Source organism: Streptomyces sp. NPDC057010 (genome assembly GCF_042673805.1).
In the GTDB taxonomy this organism is placed as follows: domain Bacteria; phylum Actinomycetota; class Actinomycetes; order Streptomycetales; family Streptomycetaceae; genus Streptomyces.
In genome coordinates this window covers 48,005-65,394 of sequence record NZ_JBHUSC010000021.1, presented here as the reverse complement: position 1 = coordinate 65,394, position 17,390 = coordinate 48,005, and the positions used below count along the sequence as shown (strand labels likewise).

The window sequence follows — 17,390 nt, the reverse complement described above, 5'->3', positions numbered from 1 at the left end:
GTCGGGTGCGGCGCCGTTGCCGGGGCTCCGCCCCGGACCCCGCGCCTCAAACGCCGGCGGGGCTGGGGGGCGGCGATCGCCGTGCTACCACTTGCGCCCGGTGTGTTTTCGTGCTGGGCATTTGTTTTGACCTACCTCTGTGAGGTAGGTACGCTCTGACCTTGTGCCTGGGGTGTGCCTAGGCTCCCGTGCGTGTCCATCAACCGCACGTGAGCCGAGTCGGCCACCGCGATCCATGCGTTTCCGTGCTTGCGCGGAGGTCCGCCGGATCCGACACACCCGACCGCGTGGGTCGGCAAAGTTCCAGGTTAGCTTCACTACACGGCACACAGAAACCGGAGAAGTAGTGCCTACGATCCAGCAGCTGGTCCGTAAGGGCCGGCAGGACAAGGTCGAGAAGACAAAGACTCCCGCGCTCGAGGCCTCGCCCCAGCGTCGCGGCGTCTGCACGCGAGTGTTCACGACCACCCCGAAGAAGCCGAACTCGGCGCTGCGTAAGGTCGCGCGTGTGCGTCTGACCTCTGGCATCGAGGTCACCGCTTACATTCCGGGTGAGGGACACAACCTGCAGGAGCACTCGATCGTGCTCGTGCGTGGTGGCCGTGTGAAGGACCTGCCGGGTGTTCGCTACAAGATCATCCGCGGTGCGCTTGACACCCAGGCTGTCAAGAACCGCAAGCAGGCCCGCAGCCGCTACGGCGCCAAGAAGGAGAAGTAAGAATGCCTCGTAAGGGCCCCGCCCCGAAGCGCCCGGTCATCATCGACCCGGTCTACGCATCTCCTCTGGTGACCTCGCTCATCAACAAGATCCTCCTGAACGGCAAGCGCTCCACCGCCGAGCGCATCGTTTACGGCGCCATGGAAGGCCTCCGCGAGAAGACCGGCAACGACCCGGTCATCACGCTGAAGCGCGCGCTGGAGAACGTCAAGCCGTCCCTCGAGGTCAAGTCCCGCCGTGTCGGTGGCGCGACCTACCAGGTCCCCGTCGAGGTCAAGCCGGGTCGCCAGTCGACCCTGGCCCTCCGCTGGCTCGTGGGTTACTCCCGCGCCCGTCGTGAGAAGACCATGACCGAGCGCCTCATGAACGAGCTGCTCGACGCCTCCAACGGTCTTGGCGCTGCCGTCAAGAAGCGCGAGGACACGCACAAGATGGCCGAGTCCAACAAGGCCTTCGCGCACTACCGCTGGTAGTCCCACCCCACATCGAGACCGAGAGAAGACCGAAGCCTTATGGCTACCACTTCGCTTGACCTGGCCAAGGTGCGCAACATCGGCATCATGGCCCACATCGACGCGGGCAAGACGACCACCACCGAGCGCATCCTGTTCTACACCGGTGTGTCGTACAAGATCGGTGAGGTCCACGACGGCGCTGCCACGATGGACTGGATGGAGCAGGAGCAGGAGCGTGGTATCACGATCACGTCTGCCGCGACGACCTGCCACTGGCCGCTCGAGGATGTTGACCACACCATCAACATCATCGACACCCCGGGTCACGTCGACTTCACCGTCGAGGTGGAGCGTTCGCTCCGCGTCCTCGACGGCGCCGTCACCGTCTTCGACGGTGTGGCCGGCGTTGAGCCGCAGTCCGAGACCGTTTGGCGTCAGGCGGACCGCTACGGCGTGCCGCGCATCTGCTTCGTCAACAAGCTCGACCGCACCGGCGCCGAGTTCCACCGCTGCGTCGACATGATCAAGGACCGCCTCGGTGCGGTTCCGATCGTCATGCAGCTCCCCATCGGTGCCGAGGCCGACTTCCAGGGTGTCGTCGACCTCGTCACGATGAAGGCGTTCGTCTGGTCCGCCGAGGCGACCAAGGGCGAGATGTACGACATCGTCGACATCCCGGCCACGCACACCGAGGCCGCTGAAGAGTGGCGCGGCAAGCTGGTCGAGACCGTCGCCGAGAACGACGACGAGATCATGGAGCTCTTCCTGAACGGCGACGAGCCGTCCGTGGAGCAGCTGCACGCCGCCGTCCGTCGCATCATCCTCGGCTCCGGCAAGGGCAAGGGCGAGCCCACGATCACCGCGGTGTTCTGTGGCACGGCGTTCAAGAACAAGGGTGTTCAGCCCCTGCTCGACGCCGTCGTCCGCTACCTGCCGTCGCCGCTGGACATCGAGGCCATCGAGGGCCACGACGTTCGCGACGCCGACACGGTCGTGAAGCGCAAGCCGTCCGACGAGGAGCCCCTCGCCGCGCTCGCGTTCAAGATCATGAGCGACCCGCACCTCGGTAAGCTCACCTTCGTCCGGGTTTACTCGGGCCGCCTGGAGGCCGGCACTGCGGTGCTGAACTCCGTCAAGGGCAAGAAGGAGCGCATCGGCAAGATCTACCGCATGCACGCGAACAAGCGTGAGGAGATCGACTCGGTGGGCGCCGGCGACATCGTCGCCGTCATGGGCCTGAAGCAGACCACCACCGGTGAGACGCTGTGCGACGACAAGGCGCCCGTGATCCTGGAGTCCATGGACTTCCCGGCTCCGGTCATCCAGGTCGCCATCGAGCCCAAGTCCAAGGGTGACCAGGAGAAGCTGGGTGTCGCCATCCAGCGTCTCGCGGAGGAGGACCCCTCCTTCCACGTTCACTCGGACGAGGAGACGGGCCAGACCATCCTCGGCGGTATGGGCGAGCTGCACCTCGAGGTGCTGGTCGACCGTATGAAGCGCGAGTTCAAGGTCGAGGCCAACGTCGGCAAGCCGCAGGTGGCCTACCGCGAGACGATCCGCAAGGCCGTCGAGCGTCACGACTACACCCACAAGAAGCAGACCGGTGGTACCGGTCAGTTCGCCAAGGTGCAGATCGCGATCGAGCCCATCACCGAGACCGACGGTCCGGCGTACGAGTTCGTGAACAAGGTCACCGGTGGCCGCGTGCCGAAGGAGTACATCCCTTCGGTCGACGCCGGTGCGCAGGAGGCCATGCAGTTCGGCATCCTCGCCGGCTACGAGATGACGGGCGTCCGCGTCACGCTTCTCGACGGTGGCTACCACGAGGTCGACTCCTCCGAGCTCGCGTTCAAGATCGCCGGTTCGCAGGCCTTCAAGGAGGCCGCGCGCAAGGCTTCTCCCGTGCTCCTTGAGCCGATGATGGCCGTCGAGGTCACCACGCCCGAGGACTACATGGGTGACGTCATCGGCGACATCAACTCCCGCCGTGGCCAGATCCAGGCCATGGAGGAGCGTCACGGCGCTCGCGTCGTGAAGGGCCTCGTGCCTCTTTCGGAGATGTTCGGCTACGTCGGAGACCTCCGCAGCAAGACCTCGGGTCGCGCCAGCTACTCGATGCAGTTCGACTCCTACGCCGAGGTTCCCCGGAACGTCGCTGAGGAGATCATCGCGAAGGCCAAGGGCGAGTAACTCTTCGGAGTACACGCTTTAGGCTTGTCACCGGCAGCCTCTGGGGCAACAGGAGCCACTCCCGTTGCCCCGGGGACCGGCCGGCTTTCCAGCAAAGATCACCTGGCGCCGATCTGTAAGGCGTACAGAACCACTCTCCAGGAGGACCCCCGTGGCGAAGGCGAAGTTCGAGCGGACTAAGCCGCACGTCAACATCGGCACCATCGGTCACATTGACCACGGTAAGACGACCCTCACGGCCGCCATTACCAAGGTGCTGCACGACGCGTACCCGGACCTGAACGAGGCCTCGGCCTTCGACCAGATCGACAAGGCTCCTGAGGAGCGCCAGCGCGGTATCACCATCTCCATCGCGCACGTCGAGTACCAGACCGAGGCGCGTCACTACGCCCACGTCGACTGCCCGGGTCACGCGGACTACATCAAGAACATGATCACCGGTGCCGCGCAGATGGACGGCGCGATCCTCGTGGTCGCCGCCACCGACGGCCCGATGCCGCAGACCAAGGAGCACGTGCTCCTGGCCCGCCAGGTCGGCGTTCCGTACATCGTCGTCGCCCTGAACAAGGCCGACATGGTGGACGACGAGGAGATCCTGGAGCTCGTCGAGCTCGAGGTCCGTGAGCTCCTCTCCGAGTACGAGTTCCCGGGCGACGACCTGCCGGTCGTCCGCGTCTCCGCGCTGAAGGCGCTCGAGGGCGACAAGGAGTGGGGCGAGAAGCTCCTCGGCCTCATGTCCGCCGTCGACGAGGCCATCCCGACCCCGCCGCGTGACACCGAGAAGCCGTTCCTCATGCCCGTCGAGGACGTCTTCACGATCACCGGTCGCGGTACGGTCGTCACCGGCCGTATCGAGCGTGGTGTCCTGAAGGTCAACGAGACCGTCGACATCATCGGTATCAAGGAAGAGAAGACCACCACCACGGTCACCGGTATCGAGATGTTCCGCAAGCTCCTCGACGAGGGCCAGGCGGGCGAGAACGTCGGTCTGCTCCTCCGTGGCATCAAGCGCGAGGACGTCGAGCGCGGCCAGGTCATCATCAAGCCGGGTTCGGTCACCCCGCACACCGAGTTCGAGGCCCAGGCCTACATCCTGTCGAAGGACGAGGGTGGCCGTCACACCCCGTTCTTCAACAACTACCGTCCGCAGTTCTACTTCCGTACCACGGACGTCACGGGTGTCGTCACCCTGCCGGCCGGCACGGAGATGGTCATGCCGGGCGACAACACCGAGATGTCGGTCGCGCTGATCCAGCCGGTCGCCATGGAGGAGGGCCTGAAGTTCGCCATCCGTGAGGGTGGTCGTACCGTGGGCGCCGGCCAGGTCACCAAGATCACGAAGTAATTCGTGTTCTGACCTGGTAGCTCGTCAGCGAGCACCAAGTTGCACTGGAGGGCCCCGCCCCACCGCTCCGGCGGAGGGACGGGGCCCTTCGGCTTTCCCGGTCCCATACGTACGACGGGAACGGAAGAGGGCCGCACCCCCGTCGGGGTGCGGCCCTCTCTCGTGCGGCGCGGACCGGTCAGCTCACGCGGAGCGACTCGGTGAACTCCTTGCAGACGGCGTAGTCCGGCAGCAGCCCGGTCGCGATGGCGTCGGCCAGCGACGGCGCGGCCTCGTCACGGGCGGAGAGCAGCGGGACCTCGGCCGGCCACTCGATGCCCAGGTCGGCGTCGAGCGGGTGGACCGAGTGCTCGCCGGTCGGGTTGTACGTCTCCGAGCACAGGTACGACAGCGTGGCGTCGTCGCTCAGCGCGCAGAAGCCGTGGCCCAGGCCCTCGGGTATGTAGACGGCGCGGCGGTCCACGTCGTCCAGGCGGACGCCCTCCCACGTGCCGAACGTGGGGGAGCCGACCCGCAGGTCCACGATGACGTCGAGGACGGCGCCGCGTACGCAGGTCACGTACTTGGCCTGGCCGCGCGGCACGTCGGCGAAGTGGATGCCGCGGACCACGCCGGCGGAGGAGACCGAGAGGTTCGCCTGCGCCAGGTTCAGCGGGTGGCCGACGACCTCGGCGAGCCGGTCGAAGCGGTACCACTCGGTGAACAGGCCGCGCGGGTCGCCGTGCAGCTGCGGGGTGACCTCGAAGGCACCCTCGATGGAGAGTTCGCGGAACTTCACCGGGCGTCCTCCTCGTCCAGCAGGGCCAGCAGGTAGTTGCCGTAACCGCTCTTCGTGAGGGGCTCGGCGAGCGCGCGCAGCTGCGCGGAGTCGATGAGGCCGGCCCGCCAGGCCGCCTCCTCGATGCAGCCGATCTTGAAGCCCTGGCGCTCCTCGATGACGCGGACGAACTCGGAGGCCTGCACCATCGACACGAAGGTGCCGGTGTCCAGCCAGGCGGTACCGCGGTCGAGGATGGTGACGTTGAGCTCGCCGGCCTGGAGGTACGCGTCGTTGACGGCGGTGATCTCCAGCTCGCCGCGGGCGCTGGGCTTCAGGCCGCGGGCGATCTCGACGACCCGGTTGTCGTAGAAGTACAGACCCGGCACCGCGTAGCGGGACTTGGGCTTGACCGGCTTCTCCTCGATGGAGATGGCCTGGCCCTTGTCGTCGAACTCGACCACGCCGTACGCGGTCGGGTCGGCCACCGGGTACGCGAAGACCCGGCCGCCCTTGGAGTCGGTGTGCTCGGCGAGGCGCGTGCCGAGGCCGCTGCCGTGGAAGATGTTGTCGCCGAGGATCAGCGCGACGGACTCGTCGCCGATGAAGTCGGCGCCGAGCACGAAGGCCTGGGCGATGCCCTCGGGGCGCTCCTGGACGGCGTACTCCAGGCGGAGGCCGAACTGCGAACCGTCGCCGAGCAGACGCTCGAACTGGTCGCGGTCTTCCGGGGTGGTGATGATCAGAATTTCGCTGATACCCGCCATCACCAGGGTGGACAGGGGGTAATAGATCATCGGCTTGTCGAAGACGGGCAGCAATTGCTTCGAAACTGCCCGTGTCAGCGGCCAGAGTCGAGATCCGGTGCCACCGGCCAAGAGGATTCCACGCATGGGGAGAACCCTATGCGAGAGGGCTGGGGCGGGCCGAGCTCAGACCGTGTGACGTTCGGCAGGCGGCTAGACTCTTCGTATTATGCGCATCCTTGTGACCGGCGGCGCCGGCTTCATCGGTTCAGAATTCGTCCGCCAGCAGCTCGGTGCAGATGCGACGGCGCAGATCACGGTCTTCGACAAACTGACCTATTCCGGCGTCGAAGCGAACCTCGCCCCGGTCGCGGACCACCCCGGATACCGCTTCGTCAAGGGCGACATCTGCGACGCGGAGGCCGTCGACCAGGTGATGGCCGGCCACGACGTGGTCGTGCACTTCGCCGCCGAGTCTCACGTGGACCGCTCGATCGCGGGCGCCGGCCCCTTCGTGATGACCAACGTGGTGGGTACGCAGGTCCTCCTGGACGCCGCCCGCAAGCACGGCGTCGGCCGCTTCGTCCACATCTCCACCGACGAGGTCTACGGCTCGATCAGCGAGGGCTCGTGGACGGAGGAGTGGCCGCTGGTGCCCAACTCCCCGTACTCCGCGTCGAAGGCCTCCTCCGACCTGCTGGCGCTGGCCTACGCGCGCACGCACGGCATGGACGTGGTGGTCACCCGCTGCTCCAACAACTACGGGCACTACCAGTTCCCGGAGAAGGTCATCCCGCTGTTCGTCTCGAACCTGATGGACGGCAAGAAGGTCCCGCTGTACGGCAACGGCGGCAACGTGCGCGACTGGCTGCACGTCTCCGACCACTGCCGCGGCATCGACCTGGCCATGCGCAAGGGCCGCGCCGGCGAGGTCTACAACATCGGCGGCGGCACCGAGCTCACCAACAAGGAGCTCACCGGCGTGCTGCTGGAGGCCGCCGGCCTCGGCTGGGAGATGGTCGAGCAGGTCGAGGACCGCAAGGGCCACGACCTCCGCTACTCCATCGACATCGGCAAGATCGGCGCCGAGCTCGGCTACGCCCCGCAGGTCACCTTCGAGGACGGCATCAAGGCCACCATCGACTGGTACCGCGAGAACCGCGCCTGGTGGGAGCCGCTCAAGGCGAAGGCGGCGCTGCAGAAGTGACCGCTGACGCCACGAGTGCGCGCTGGCTCGTCACCGGCGCCGCCGGGATGCTCGGCCAGGACGTCCTGGCCGTCCTGAAGGACGCCGGAATCGAGGCCGCCGGCCTCGGCCGCGCCGACCTCGACATCACCGACCCGGCGGCCGTCCGGGCCGCCGTCGAGGGCAGCGCCGTCGTCGTCAACTGCGCCGCCTGGACGGACGTGGACGGCGCGGAGACGGCCGAGGAGGCCGCCACCGCAGTCAACGGCACCGGCGTACGGGTCCTCGCCGAGGCCTGCGCCGCCGCCGGCGCGCGCCTGCTGCACGTCTCCACCGACTACGTGCTGCCCGGCGACGCCTCGGAGCCCTACCGCGAGGACGCGGCCACCGGGCCCGTGAACGCGTACGGCCGCTCCAAGCTCGTCGGCGAGCAGGCCGTGGCCGAGCTGCTGCCGCAGGACGGCTACGTCGTGCGCACCGCCTGGCTGTACGGCGAGCACGGCCCGAACTTCGTCGCCACCATGCTGAAGCTGGCCGCCCAGCGGGACACCCTGGACGTCGTCGACGACCAGCACGGCCAGCCCACCTGGTCCTACGCGCTGGCCCGTCGGCTCGTCGAACTCGGCCGGGCCGCGCTGGCCGGCCGCGCACCGGCGGGCGTCTACCACGGCACCGCGAGCGGCCGGACCACCTGGTTCGGGCTGGCCCGCGAGGCCTACCGGCTCGGTGGCCTGGACCCCGAGCGGATCCGGCCGACCGATTCCACGGCCTTCGTCCGCCCCGCGGTCCGCCCTGCGTACAGTGTGCTTGGTCACGACCGCTGGTCGGAGGCCGGGCTGGAGCCGCTGCCCGAGTGGCAGGTCCAGCTCGCCGAGGCGATCACCCGGCCGGCCTTTGCTGACCTGCTGGGACAGCCCTCGACACGCTGATCGGGCGGCGCCGGCCGCCTTCACACGGACGTCGTCGGCGGGGCTCGGAACGGAACCTTCCGGGCCCCGTGGGCGTCATCAGGCGTGCCATATGCTTCTCCGTAAAGACGTTGGCCCCTTCGCGCGAAAGGCGCCGCCCGCTGTGCAACTCACCGTCCTGACCTCCATCACCGGTCTCCTGGTGCTGGGGTACATCCTCGAGCTGCTGCGCCGCCAGCAACTGCGGGAGAAGTACGCGGCGATATGGCTCGCGATCGGGTTGCTGGTCGCGCCGCTCGGGTTCGTGCCCGACCTGCTGGACCCGGTCGCCAGAAGCCTCGGCGTGGCATCCGGCGTGAGCCTGGTGCTGTTCACCGGCTTCGTCCTGGTCCTGCTGGTGAGCCTGCACCTCAGCTGGGAGACCAGCCGGCTGGAAGCGGAGACCCGCACGCTGGCGGAGGACGTCGCGCTGATCCGCGCGCACCTCGTCCAGCAGGGCGGTTACCCCAGCACGTCGCCGCGCACGGAGGACTCCGGCGCCATCGAGGCACAGGTGAAGTCGTGAACGACGGTCGTCGCGTCCTGATCATTCTTCCGGCCTGGAACGAGGAGGAGGGCCTGCCCTCCGTCCTGCGCGAGATCCAGGAGCAACTGCCCTACGTCGACACCCTCGTGGTCGACGACGGCTCGGCCGACAGCACCGCCGAGGTGGCCCGCGCGGCCGGATCGGCCGTCGCCCAGCTGCCGTTCAACCTCGGTGTCGGCGGCGCGATGCGCCTCGGCTACCGCTACGCGCAGCAGCACGGCTACGACGTGGCCATCCAGGTGGACGCCGACGGCCAGCACGATCCCGCCTACGTACCGGCACTGCTGGAGCGGCTCGCCACCGGCGACGCCGACCTGGTCATAGGCGCCCGGTTCGCCGGCGACGGGGACTACCAGGTGCGCGGCCCGCGCAAGTGGGCGATGTCGCTGCTGTCCGTGGTGCTGTCGCGCATCACCCGGACCAAGCTCACCGACACCACCTCGGGCTTCCGCGCCTGCAACCGCCCGCTCATAGAGTTCTTCGCCCGCTGGTACCCCGTGGAGTACCTCGGCGACACCATCGAGTCGATGGTCGGCGCGGCCCGCTCCGGCTTCACCGTCCGCCAGATACCCGTGGCGATGCGGGAGCGCACCACCGGACGCCCGAGCGCCTCGCCGTTCCGCGCGATGGTCTACCTCACCCGCGCCGGCCTGGTGCTGCTGCTCGCGATGATCCGCCGGATGCCCCAGGAGCTCAAGGCGTTCACGCCCGGCTCCCCGGCGTACTCCGCGCACCAGCGGCGCACCGCCGAACTGCTCGGCCGCGAGCTGACGAAGGCCTAGGCGGAGAACATGTCGAAGTTCGAGTTCCTGCTGCCGTACTACGGCGACGTCGCGCTGATGCAGGACGCGGTCCGCAGCATCCTCGCCCAGGACGGCGACGACTGGCGGCTCACCGTCGTCGACGACGGCCGCGAGCCGGGCGTCCCCGAGTGGTTCGAGCAGCTGGCGGACCCCCGGGTCCGCTACTTCCGCAACGAGCGCAACCTCGGCGTGACCGGCAACTTCAACCGCTGCGTCGAACTCGCCGAGTACGAGTACCTGGTGCTCATGGGCTGCGACGACCTCATGCACCCGAACTACCTCCAGGTGGTGCGGGCCACGGCCGAGCGCGAGCCGGGCGCCGCGATGATCCAGCCCGGCGTCCAGGTGATCGGCAGCGACGGCCGGCCCTACGACACCCTCGCCGACCGGACCAAGCGCAAGCTGTACGCGCCCAAGGGCCCGGGCCGCGCCCTGCTCGGCGGCGAGGAACTGGCCGCCAGCCTGCTGCGCGGCAACTGGCTCTACTTCCCGTCGATCTGCTGGCGCACCGAGGCCGTCAAGCGCTTCGGCTTCCGCGACGACCTGGGCGTCATCCAGGACCTCGCGCTGGTCGTGGACCTGCTGGTCGCGGGGGAGACCCTGGCCACCACGCCGGAGCTCTGCTTCAGCTACCGCCGGCACGCCGAGAGCGAGTCCTCCGCCAAGGCCTACACCGGCCACCGCTTCGAGGAGGCCAAGCGCTTCTTCCGGGAGACCGCCGACCGCATGGACCGGCACGGCTGGCCGCGCGCCGCCAAGGTCTCCCGACTGCACCTCTCCTCCCGGCTGCACGCGCTGACCCTGCTGCCCGGCGCCGCCAAGCACGCCGGCCGCCCGGGGATCAGCGCGATGCTCCGCCACGCCACGCGCTGAGCGTGCGGCCGTCGAAAGCTCCCGCATGAACCCGATAGCGAAACTGCTCAAGGCCCTGCCCCCCGGGACCGCCATGGTCGCGGGGGGCACCGCTGTGCTCGGCGCCGCCTCCTACATCCACCTCGCCGTGGCGGGGCACAGCCTCTCCAAGGCCGACATGGCCGGGGTGTCGGTGCTGTGGACCCTGGTGATGTCCGTCGGCATCGGCCTGTTCTTCCCGATCGAGCAGGAGCTGACCCGGATCGTGGCCGCCCGCGTGGTGCGCGGCGAGGGCGCGGCCCCCGTCCTGCGCAAGGCGGGGCTGCTGACCGCCGGCATCCTCGCCGCGGTACTCGGGGCGCTCGCCGCCTTCGCCCGGCCGATCGCCGACCGGCTGTTCCAGGGCGACCTCCAGCTGGTCGCCGTGCTCGGCGGCGCCTTCGCAGGGATGGCCCTGTGCTACCTCACCCGGGGCATCCTGGCCGGCACCGGCCGGTTCACCGCGTACGGCTCCCAGCTCGCGGTCGACGGCGGCCTGCGGATCCTGCTGGCCTTCGGCTGCGCCGCCGCCGGGCTGCACTCGGCGCTCGCCTTCAGCCTGATCCTCGTCGCGGCCCCGTTCATCGCCCTGTTCCTCACCCTGGCCCCCACCCTGCGCGTGGCGCGGCCCGGTGACGCCATGCCCACGCGGGAGCTGGTCCGCGGCCTCGGGCCGCTGATCGCCTCCACGCTGCTGGCCCAGGTCGTGGTCAACGCGGCCGTGATGAGCACCCAGCTGCTGGAGCCGACCCGCACCGAGCTGATCGCGGGCCTGCTCAGCGCCCTGGTGCTGGCCCGGGTGCCGCTGTTCGTCTTCGGCTCGCTGCAGGCCTCGCTGCTCTCCGGCCTGTCCACCGTGGTGGCCGCCGGCGACCACCAGGGCTTCGCGCGGATGCTGCGCAAGGCGTGCCTGGTGGTGCTCGGCCTCGGCGTCCTCGGAGGCGTGCCCGCCGTGCTGATCGGGCCCTGGCTGATCGAGGTCCTGTTCGGTGCCGCGCCCGGCCAGCTCGGCCGCCTGGACTTCCTGTGGTTCGCCACCGGCACGACCTGCTACATGCTGGCGATGGTGCTCGGCCAGGCCCAGATGGTGCTGCACAGGCACCGTGCCCAGCTCGCCTGCTGGGCGTTCGGCACCGCGGTCCTCCTCGGCATCACCCTGCTTCCCGGCGACATCGCGCTGCGCGTGGGCCTCGCCTACGCGGTCGGCTCGCTGGCCACGGCCGCCGCGATGCTCCTCACCCTGCGCGGCGCCGTGCCGCGCCGTACCGCCGCACCGGTACCCAACGGACACCTCACGGAAGTGTGACCCCAGCCATGACACGACTGGACTCCATGCCCCCCGTCGGGTCGGAGCCCGACCAGACCACGGGGGACTCCCCGGCGGACAGCGGCACCAGGGCAGGGTGGTGGCACGCCCGCTGGGTGGTGCCGGTGGCGCTGGTCACCGGGTACGTGCTCAGCGTGCTGTTCCGGCTGTCCCTGGTCACCGAGCAGGACTACCCGACGGTCAGCCCGGACGAGCCGATGTACCTGGTGATGGCCAGGATGCTGGCCGGCCTGCCGACCACCGAGATCCCCAGCGACCAGGTCATCCCGGCCGGCTATTCGCTGCTCATCTCGCCCGCCCTGTGGTTCACCAAGGATCCGGTGTTCGCCTACCACCTGATCCTGGGCATCAACGCCCTGCTCAGCTGCCTGGTGCTGCCGCTGGGGTACTGGGCGATGCGCAGGCTGAACGTCTCCAAGGCGGTGTCGTACGTCGCCGCCTTCGCCGCGGTGCTGCTGCCGCCGGTGGTGTTCTACTCGCAGTTCGGGATGGCCGACACCCCGCTGCCGGGCCTGGTGCTGGCCTGGCTGATCGGCGTGCACGGCGCGTTCTCCGAGGGCGGCCGGCGCCGCCGGACCTGGTTCGCCCTGCTGGCCGCCTTCGCCGCCGGATACTGCCTGCTCACCCATGACCGCGGAGGCGTGATCATCGCGCTGACCGGTCTGGTGCTGCTGGTCGCGCTCGTCCTCAAGTGGACCCCGCGGATCGCCGCCGCGCTGGGGCTGGCCGTGCTGGCCGTCATGTTCGTCGTCAAGCAGCTGATGACCACCTGGATGATGTCCCGCATCGACGGCGCGAAGCCGAGCGAGGTCGGAAACGCCGTCTTCCAGACGCTCGAGAACACCCGCCTGATGCGCCGCACCATCATGCGGGTGATCGGGCACATCTGGTACTTCATGACCAGCACCTGGGGCCTGGGCGCGCTGACCCTGGTGGTCTGCGTGTGCGCCGTGTTCAGCTCGCGCTTCACCCGGGCGAACCGCGTGGTGGCCTTCCTGATGGTCGCGCTGCTGGGCGGCATCGCCCTGGCCGCGGCCGCGGGCCTGCCCAACGACCACCGGATCGACACCATCGTCTACGCCCGCTACCTGTCCCCGCTGGTCGCGGTGTACGTGCTGGTCGCGATGGCGGTGCTCTACCACGTACGCGGCTGGAAGAAGATCGTCGCGCTCGGCGCCGCGAGCGCGGGTGTGACGCTGGCGCTGACGGCGGTGCTGCTCCACATGGCCCAGCACCAGTGGGCCAAGTCCTACTTCATCCTGTGGGGCCTGCCCGACGCGACCTTCCTCGCCGGCCTGTGGTCGAAGGACTGGGAACACTTCCACGCGGTGCGCACCACCGTGGTCGCCCTGATCGTGTTCGCCGTCCTGATGGCGCTGCGCCTGCTCGGCGGCAGCCGCCGCAACGCGCTCGCCACCGGCGCCGCCGGGGTGGTCCTGGCGGTGTTCGCCGGGTGGGGGACCGTCGCCATCACCGACAACGTCACCGTGCCGAACATGAAGTGGCGCTACAACGACGCCACCGGTTTCTTCGACAAGGCCGGCCTGCGGCCCGGCGACCGCCTGGTCATGGACCGGGCCTTCCGCTGGGAGACGCGGGTGACCCTGGGCTACTCGGTGCTCGACGGCCGCGTCTGGACCCGCGCCCTCATCGTGAACGAGACGCCGCCGGCCGAGGCCAACGTCGCCGTGCTCGCCATCCTGGACGAGAAGGCCCCGGCCGCCGACAGCTGGAAGAGGGTCCCGGCCGGCTGGCACGTCGACCGGGAGGTCCGCGAGGACCACTACGTGATCTGGCGCCGCGACTGACCGGCGCCGTCGCGGCAGGATTTAGCCCGGCATCGTCGCACGTGAGAGGCTCCGCACCGCAAGGTGCGGGGCCTCTCGGCCGTTCACGATCAGGGTGGGGACATGGGCAGAAGCAAAGACCGCGGCGACGGGCCGGAACTCTCGGACGAGGACTGGGCCCGGTTCATGGAGGAGGCCGCCGCGGGGGGCGGCGCGGCGCCGAAGGAGCCGTCCGCGCGGGCGCGGATGGTGACCGAGCGGCTGCGCCACGAGCAGGAGCCGGCGGGCTGGCGCACCGGGCCGGCCTGGCAGGAGATGCAGGGCCGCGGCCGGGCCCGGCGACGGCTCAAGGCCGGGCTGGCCGTCGTCTTCATCGCCGGGCTCGCGCTGGTCGCCGTACGGCCCGAGCTGGTGATCGACCGCCTCACGGGCAAGGCGGACGCCCGTCAGGACGCCGCGCCGCTGCCCGCGGAGTCCGTACGTCCGACCGCCGCGCCGGGGGCCGCCTACCCGGACCAGCCGACCCTGAAGGAACCTTTCCGCGGCTCCCCGGCCCTCCAGTGGGCCGACGGCGCGGCCGGCATCGAGCTGCCGGAGGCCACCGCCGTCAAGGGGGCGTCCCAGGAGCAGGTGGCGACCGCGCTGGGCCGGACCCGGGATCTGCTGATCGCCTCGAACCTGGACCCGGCGGTCCTGGGCGGGGAGCGGCCCGAGGCCGCGCTCAAGCTGCTGGACCCGCTCCAGCCCGAGGGCCGGGGAATGATGGAGCGGGCGCTGGCCACGCCCTCGACCGAGACCGACCCGCTCTGGCTGTTCAGCCGCTTCGACCCCGGGCACGTGCGCTTCCACGGCGGGGTGGTGAAGACGCGCGGCCGGATGACCTTCGAAGGCGGACAGGAAGGCGAGGTGCTGGTGCACGCCGACTACACCTTCGTGTACCCGGTGGTGCCGGCGAAGGGCGGCTCCGACGAGGTGGCCCGGACGGTGGTCCGGCGCACGCTGACGACGGCGCTCGTCGACCCGAAGAAGTGGCAGGCGACGAAGGGGACGCTCCAGATCGTGTCCTGGTCGGAGAGCGCGGGCAACGACGACTGCACCCGGGACGGCACGGGCTACCTGCACCCCCTGTTCCCCAGCGAGCTCAAGCCGGGGGCCGGCGCGACCGGCCCGGTCACCGACCCGTACGACCGGAGCAAGGACCTCGCGGAGCTGCCGAAGGAGTGCGGGACGGCCAGCCGTTCCTGACCGGGGGAGACCCCGCCGGGGTGATGGGCGTGGTGCAGTTTGACCACACACCGTGGCGGGGTATTCTCTTCGGCCCGATTGGCCAGGTACGTGCCTCGTATGGCAGACTACTCAAGTTGCTCGGCTGAGTGCCGATGCTGCGCGCCTCCCGCCGGGAGGACCGGAAGCGAGTCCCACAGTACTCGTCGTCCTTAATCTGCCTTCCGGGGCAGCAATGGGGACGGACGTACGGGAATCTTCTGGGAAGTGTCAGCACGGTGCCCACCAGGCGCTCGGTGGGTGTTTCTCCCCCGAAACGCGGTCACAGGGACCGCACCCCCTTGGACGAGGGAATTTCCGTATGGGAATTTTCTGTAGAGGGAGTGCGACACGCCCGACCGCGTGGGTCGGAGAGAAGCCGCGGGATCCGTCCCGCAGCCGACCGAGGGCCAGAGCGTTTCCACATAGAGACAGGACTACGGAGTAGCCATGGCGGGACAGAAGATCCGCATCCGGCTCAAGGCCTACGACCACGAGGTCATCGACTCCTCGGCGAAGAAGATCGTCGAGACGGTGACCCGCACTGGTGCGTCGGTCGCGGGCCCGGTGCCGCTGCCCACTGAGAAGAACGTGTACTGCGTCATCAAGTCGCCGCACAAGTACAAGGACTCGCGCGAGCACTTCGAGATGCGCACGCACAAGCGCCTGATCGACATCCTCGACCCGACGCCCAAGACCGTTGACTCGCTGATGCGCCTGGACCTTCCGGCCGGCGTTGACATCGAGATCAAGCTCTGAGAGGCGTCGAGAAGATGGCAAAGCAGATCAAGGGCGTCCTGGGCGAGAAGCTCGGCATGACCCAGGTCTGGGACGAGAACAACCGTGTCGTCCCGGTGACCGTCGTCAAGGCCGGGCCCTGCGTCGTTACCCAGGTCCGTACGAACGACATCGACGGCTACGAGTCGGTCCAGATCGCCTTCGGCGAGATCGACCCGCGCAAGGTGAACAAGCCCCTCAAGGGCCACTTCGCCAAGGCCGACGTGACCCCCCGCCGCCACCTGGTGGAGCTCCGCACCTCCGACGCCAGCGAGTACACGCTCGGCCAGGAGATCACTGCTGAGGTGTTCGAGTCCGGCGTCAAGGTTGACGTCACGGGCAACAGCAAGGGCAAGGGCTTCGCCGGTGTCATGAAGCGGCACAACTTCCGGGGCCTCGGCGCCGGTCACGGTGTGCAGCGCAAGCACCGCTCCCCCGGTTCGATCGGTGGCTGCGCCACCCCTGGGCGTGTCTTCAAGGGCATGCGCATGGCCGGTCGGATGGGTAACGAGCGCGTCACCACCCAGAACCTGACCATCCACGCGGTTGACGCGGAGAAGGGTCTGCTGCTCATCAAGGGCGCGGTCCCCGGTCCGAACGGCGGCCTCGTCCTGGTCCGTACCGCGGCCAAGGGGGCTTGAGGTAATGAGCACCATTGACATCCTTTCGCCGGCAGGCGACAAGGCCGGTACCGTCGAGCTCCCCGCGGAGATCTTCGACGCGAAGACCAGCGTTCCGCTGATCCACCAGGTCGTTGTCGCTCAGCTGGCTGCTGCCCGTCAGGGCACGCACAAGACCAAGACCCGTGGCGAAGTCCGTGGTGGTGGCCGCAAGCCGTACCGCCAGAAGGGCACCGGCCGCGCCCGTCAGGGTTCGACCCGCGCTCCGCAGTTCGCCGGCGGTGGCGTCGTCCACGGCCCCGTGCCGCGTGACTACTCGCAGCGGACCCCCAAGAAGATGAAGGCCGCCGCCCTGCGCGGTGCCCTCTCGGACCGCGCGCGTCACTCCCGCATCCACGTCGTCACCGGCGTGGTCGAGGGTGCCGCCTCCACGAAGGCCGCCAAGACGCTGTTCGGCAAGATCTCGGAGCGCAAGAACCTGCTCCTGGTCGCCGAGCGCTCTGACGAGCTGGCGTGGCTGTCCGCCCGCAACCTGCCCCAGGTTCACATCCTGGAGCCGGGCCAGCTGAACACGTACGACGTGATCGTCTCTGACGACGTGGTCTTCACCCAGGCCGCGCTCGAGTCCTTCGTGTCTGGCCCCAAGGCCGACGAGACCGAAGGGAGCGACGCCTGATGTCTGAGGCGACCGTTACCAGCAAGACCTTCTCCGACCCGCGCGACCTGCTGATCAAGCCGGTCGTCTCGGAGAAGAGCTACGCGCTGCTGGACGAGAACAAGTACACGTTCATCGTCGCGCCCGGCGCCAACAAGACCCAGATCAAGCAGGCCGTCGAGGCGGTCTTCTCGGTCAAGGTCACCGGGGTCAACACGATCAACCGTCAGGGTAAGCGCAAGCGCACCAAGACCGGTTTCGGCAAGCGCGCCAACACCAAGCGCGCCATCGTGACCCTTGCCGAGGGCAACCGTATCGACATCTTCGGCGGCCAGGCCTCCTAACGGAGGTCTAGTCGTCCGGAATCGGACGAGGA

At 69.0% G+C, this 17,390-nt stretch carries 18 protein-coding genes; 16 read left to right on the top strand and 2 right to left on the bottom strand.

Features of this window, described 5'->3' with window-relative positions; all coding sequences use genetic code 11:
• The first annotated feature begins 346 nt into the window (after positions 1–346).
• The 4 genes from rpsL to tuf all read left to right on the top strand — a co-directional run bounded on the left by rpsL (position 347) and on the right by tuf (position 4,708).
• The gene (gene rpsL, locus ACFTXQ_RS19405) at positions 347–718 is read left to right on the top strand and encodes a 30S ribosomal protein S12 (protein WP_007265893.1); all 372 of its coding nucleotides are present in this window, start codon (positions 347–349) and stop codon (positions 716–718) included.
• A 2-nt stretch (positions 719–720) separates the two neighbouring features.
• Positions 721–1,191, top strand: coding sequence for a 30S ribosomal protein S7 (gene rpsG, locus ACFTXQ_RS19400; RefSeq protein WP_007265894.1), 471 nt, complete (start codon positions 721–723; stop codon positions 1,189–1,191).
• Positions 1,192–1,230: 39 nt separating this feature from the next.
• Positions 1,231–3,363 (top strand): elongation factor G, encoded by a 2,133-nt coding sequence (gene fusA, locus ACFTXQ_RS19395; RefSeq protein ID WP_382642280.1) that lies wholly within the window; start codon positions 1,231–1,233, stop codon positions 3,361–3,363.
• Between the two features lie 151 nt (positions 3,364–3,514).
• Complete coding sequence (gene tuf, locus ACFTXQ_RS19390; RefSeq protein WP_030653602.1) at positions 3,515–4,708, top strand: elongation factor Tu; 1,194 nt, start codon at positions 3,515–3,517, stop codon at positions 4,706–4,708.
• Positions 4,709–4,886: 178 nt separating this feature from the next.
• Here the strand turns inward: tuf and rfbC are convergent, their stop codons facing one another.
• Together rfbC and rfbA are read right to left on the bottom strand one after the other, a co-directional pair.
• Positions 4,887–5,486: a dTDP-4-dehydrorhamnose 3,5-epimerase gene (gene rfbC / locus ACFTXQ_RS19385; RefSeq protein ID WP_382642278.1), complete on the bottom strand. Its 600-nt coding sequence runs from the start codon at positions 5,484–5,486 to the stop codon at positions 4,887–4,889.
• Positions 5,483–6,358: a glucose-1-phosphate thymidylyltransferase RfbA gene (rfbA, locus tag ACFTXQ_RS19380; protein ID WP_382642276.1), complete on the bottom strand. Its 876-nt coding sequence runs from the start codon at positions 6,356–6,358 to the stop codon at positions 5,483–5,485. The genes rfbC and rfbA overlap by 4 nt, the downstream gene beginning before the upstream one ends.
• 82 nt (positions 6,359–6,440) lie before the next feature.
• Here rfbA and rfbB point away from each other — a divergent pair, with 82 nt between their 5' ends.
• The 12 genes from rfbB (at position 6,441) to rplW (ending at position 17,358) form a co-directional block, all read left to right on the top strand.
• The gene (gene rfbB / locus ACFTXQ_RS19375) at positions 6,441–7,418 is read left to right on the top strand and encodes a dTDP-glucose 4,6-dehydratase (RefSeq protein ID WP_382642274.1); all 978 of its coding nucleotides are present in this window, start codon (positions 6,441–6,443) and stop codon (positions 7,416–7,418) included.
• A 47-nt stretch (positions 7,419–7,465) separates the two neighbouring features.
• Positions 7,466–8,326 carry a dTDP-4-dehydrorhamnose reductase gene (gene rfbD, locus ACFTXQ_RS19370; protein WP_382642350.1) on the top strand — a complete coding sequence of 287 codons (861 nt, stop codon included), beginning with the start codon at positions 7,466–7,468 and terminating at the stop codon, positions 8,324–8,326.
• Between the two features lie 142 nt (positions 8,327–8,468).
• The gene (locus ACFTXQ_RS19365; RefSeq protein WP_382642272.1) at positions 8,469–8,870 is read left to right on the top strand and encodes a DUF2304 family protein; all 402 of its coding nucleotides are present in this window, start codon (positions 8,469–8,471) and stop codon (positions 8,868–8,870) included.
• The gene (locus ACFTXQ_RS19360) at positions 8,867–9,673 is read left to right on the top strand and encodes a glycosyltransferase family 2 protein (RefSeq protein WP_382642270.1); all 807 of its coding nucleotides are present in this window, start codon (positions 8,867–8,869) and stop codon (positions 9,671–9,673) included. The genes ACFTXQ_RS19365 and ACFTXQ_RS19360 overlap by 4 nt, the downstream gene beginning before the upstream one ends.
• Positions 9,674–9,682: 9 nt before the next feature.
• Positions 9,683–10,567 carry a glycosyltransferase family 2 protein gene (locus tag ACFTXQ_RS19355; RefSeq protein WP_382642268.1) on the top strand — a complete coding sequence of 295 codons (885 nt, stop codon included), beginning with the start codon at positions 9,683–9,685 and terminating at the stop codon, positions 10,565–10,567.
• Positions 10,568–10,592: 25 nt separating this feature from the next.
• Positions 10,593–11,891 (top strand): lipopolysaccharide biosynthesis protein, encoded by a 1,299-nt coding sequence (locus tag ACFTXQ_RS19350; protein ID WP_382642266.1) that lies wholly within the window; start codon positions 10,593–10,595, stop codon positions 11,889–11,891.
• 8 nt (positions 11,892–11,899) lie between these two features.
• Positions 11,900–13,720: a hypothetical protein gene (locus ACFTXQ_RS19345; RefSeq protein WP_382642264.1), complete on the top strand. Its 1,821-nt coding sequence runs from the start codon at positions 11,900–11,902 to the stop codon at positions 13,718–13,720.
• A 102-nt stretch (positions 13,721–13,822) separates the two neighbouring features.
• The gene (locus ACFTXQ_RS19340; RefSeq protein WP_382642262.1) at positions 13,823–14,944 is read left to right on the top strand and encodes a hypothetical protein; all 1,122 of its coding nucleotides are present in this window, start codon (positions 13,823–13,825) and stop codon (positions 14,942–14,944) included.
• Between the two features lie 468 nt (positions 14,945–15,412).
• Positions 15,413–15,721: a 30S ribosomal protein S10 gene (rpsJ, locus tag ACFTXQ_RS19335; RefSeq protein ID WP_003948644.1), complete on the top strand. Its 309-nt coding sequence runs from the start codon at positions 15,413–15,415 to the stop codon at positions 15,719–15,721.
• Positions 15,722–15,735: 14 nt separating this feature from the next.
• Complete coding sequence (gene rplC / locus ACFTXQ_RS19330; RefSeq protein ID WP_007265899.1) at positions 15,736–16,380, top strand: 50S ribosomal protein L3; 645 nt, start codon at positions 15,736–15,738, stop codon at positions 16,378–16,380.
• Between the two features lie 4 nt (positions 16,381–16,384).
• Positions 16,385–17,035, top strand: coding sequence for a 50S ribosomal protein L4 (gene rplD / locus ACFTXQ_RS19325; RefSeq protein WP_382642260.1), 651 nt, complete (start codon positions 16,385–16,387; stop codon positions 17,033–17,035).
• On the top strand, positions 17,035–17,358 hold the full coding sequence (gene rplW / locus ACFTXQ_RS19320) for a 50S ribosomal protein L23 (protein WP_045945286.1): 324 nt from the start codon (positions 17,035–17,037) through the stop codon (positions 17,356–17,358). Before rplD ends, rplW begins: the two co-directional genes overlap by 1 nt.
• The last annotated feature ends 32 nt before the right edge of the window (positions 17,359–17,390 follow it).

Excerpts from the sequence above, each read along its gene's own strand:
- rpsG (WP_007265894.1), top strand. The coding sequence starts at position 721 with ATGCCTCGTAAGGGCCCCGCCCCGAAGCGCCCGGTCATCATCGACCCG.
- fusA (WP_382642280.1), top strand. The coding sequence starts at position 1,231 with ATGGCTACCACTTCGCTTGACCTGGCCAAGGTGCGCAACATCGGCATC.
- rfbA (WP_382642276.1), bottom strand. The coding sequence starts at position 6,358 with ATGCGTGGAATCCTCTTGGCCGGTGGCACCGGATCTCGACTCTGGCCG.
- rfbB (WP_382642274.1), top strand. The coding sequence starts at position 6,441 with ATGCGCATCCTTGTGACCGGCGGCGCCGGCTTCATCGGTTCAGAATTC.
- rfbD (WP_382642350.1), top strand. The coding sequence starts at position 7,466 with ATGCTCGGCCAGGACGTCCTGGCCGTCCTGAAGGACGCCGGAATCGAG.
- ACFTXQ_RS19355 (WP_382642268.1), top strand. The coding sequence starts at position 9,683 with ATGTCGAAGTTCGAGTTCCTGCTGCCGTACTACGGCGACGTCGCGCTG.
- ACFTXQ_RS19350 (WP_382642266.1), top strand. The coding sequence starts at position 10,593 with ATGAACCCGATAGCGAAACTGCTCAAGGCCCTGCCCCCCGGGACCGCC.
- ACFTXQ_RS19345 (WP_382642264.1), top strand. The coding sequence starts at position 11,900 with ATGACACGACTGGACTCCATGCCCCCCGTCGGGTCGGAGCCCGACCAG.
- ACFTXQ_RS19340 (WP_382642262.1), top strand. The coding sequence starts at position 13,823 with ATGGGCAGAAGCAAAGACCGCGGCGACGGGCCGGAACTCTCGGACGAG.
- rpsJ (WP_003948644.1), top strand. The coding sequence starts at position 15,413 with ATGGCGGGACAGAAGATCCGCATCCGGCTCAAGGCCTACGACCACGAG.
- rplC (WP_007265899.1), top strand. The coding sequence starts at position 15,736 with ATGGCAAAGCAGATCAAGGGCGTCCTGGGCGAGAAGCTCGGCATGACC.
- rplD (WP_382642260.1), top strand. The coding sequence starts at position 16,385 with ATGAGCACCATTGACATCCTTTCGCCGGCAGGCGACAAGGCCGGTACC.
- rplW (WP_045945286.1), top strand. The coding sequence starts at position 17,035 with ATGTCTGAGGCGACCGTTACCAGCAAGACCTTCTCCGACCCGCGCGAC.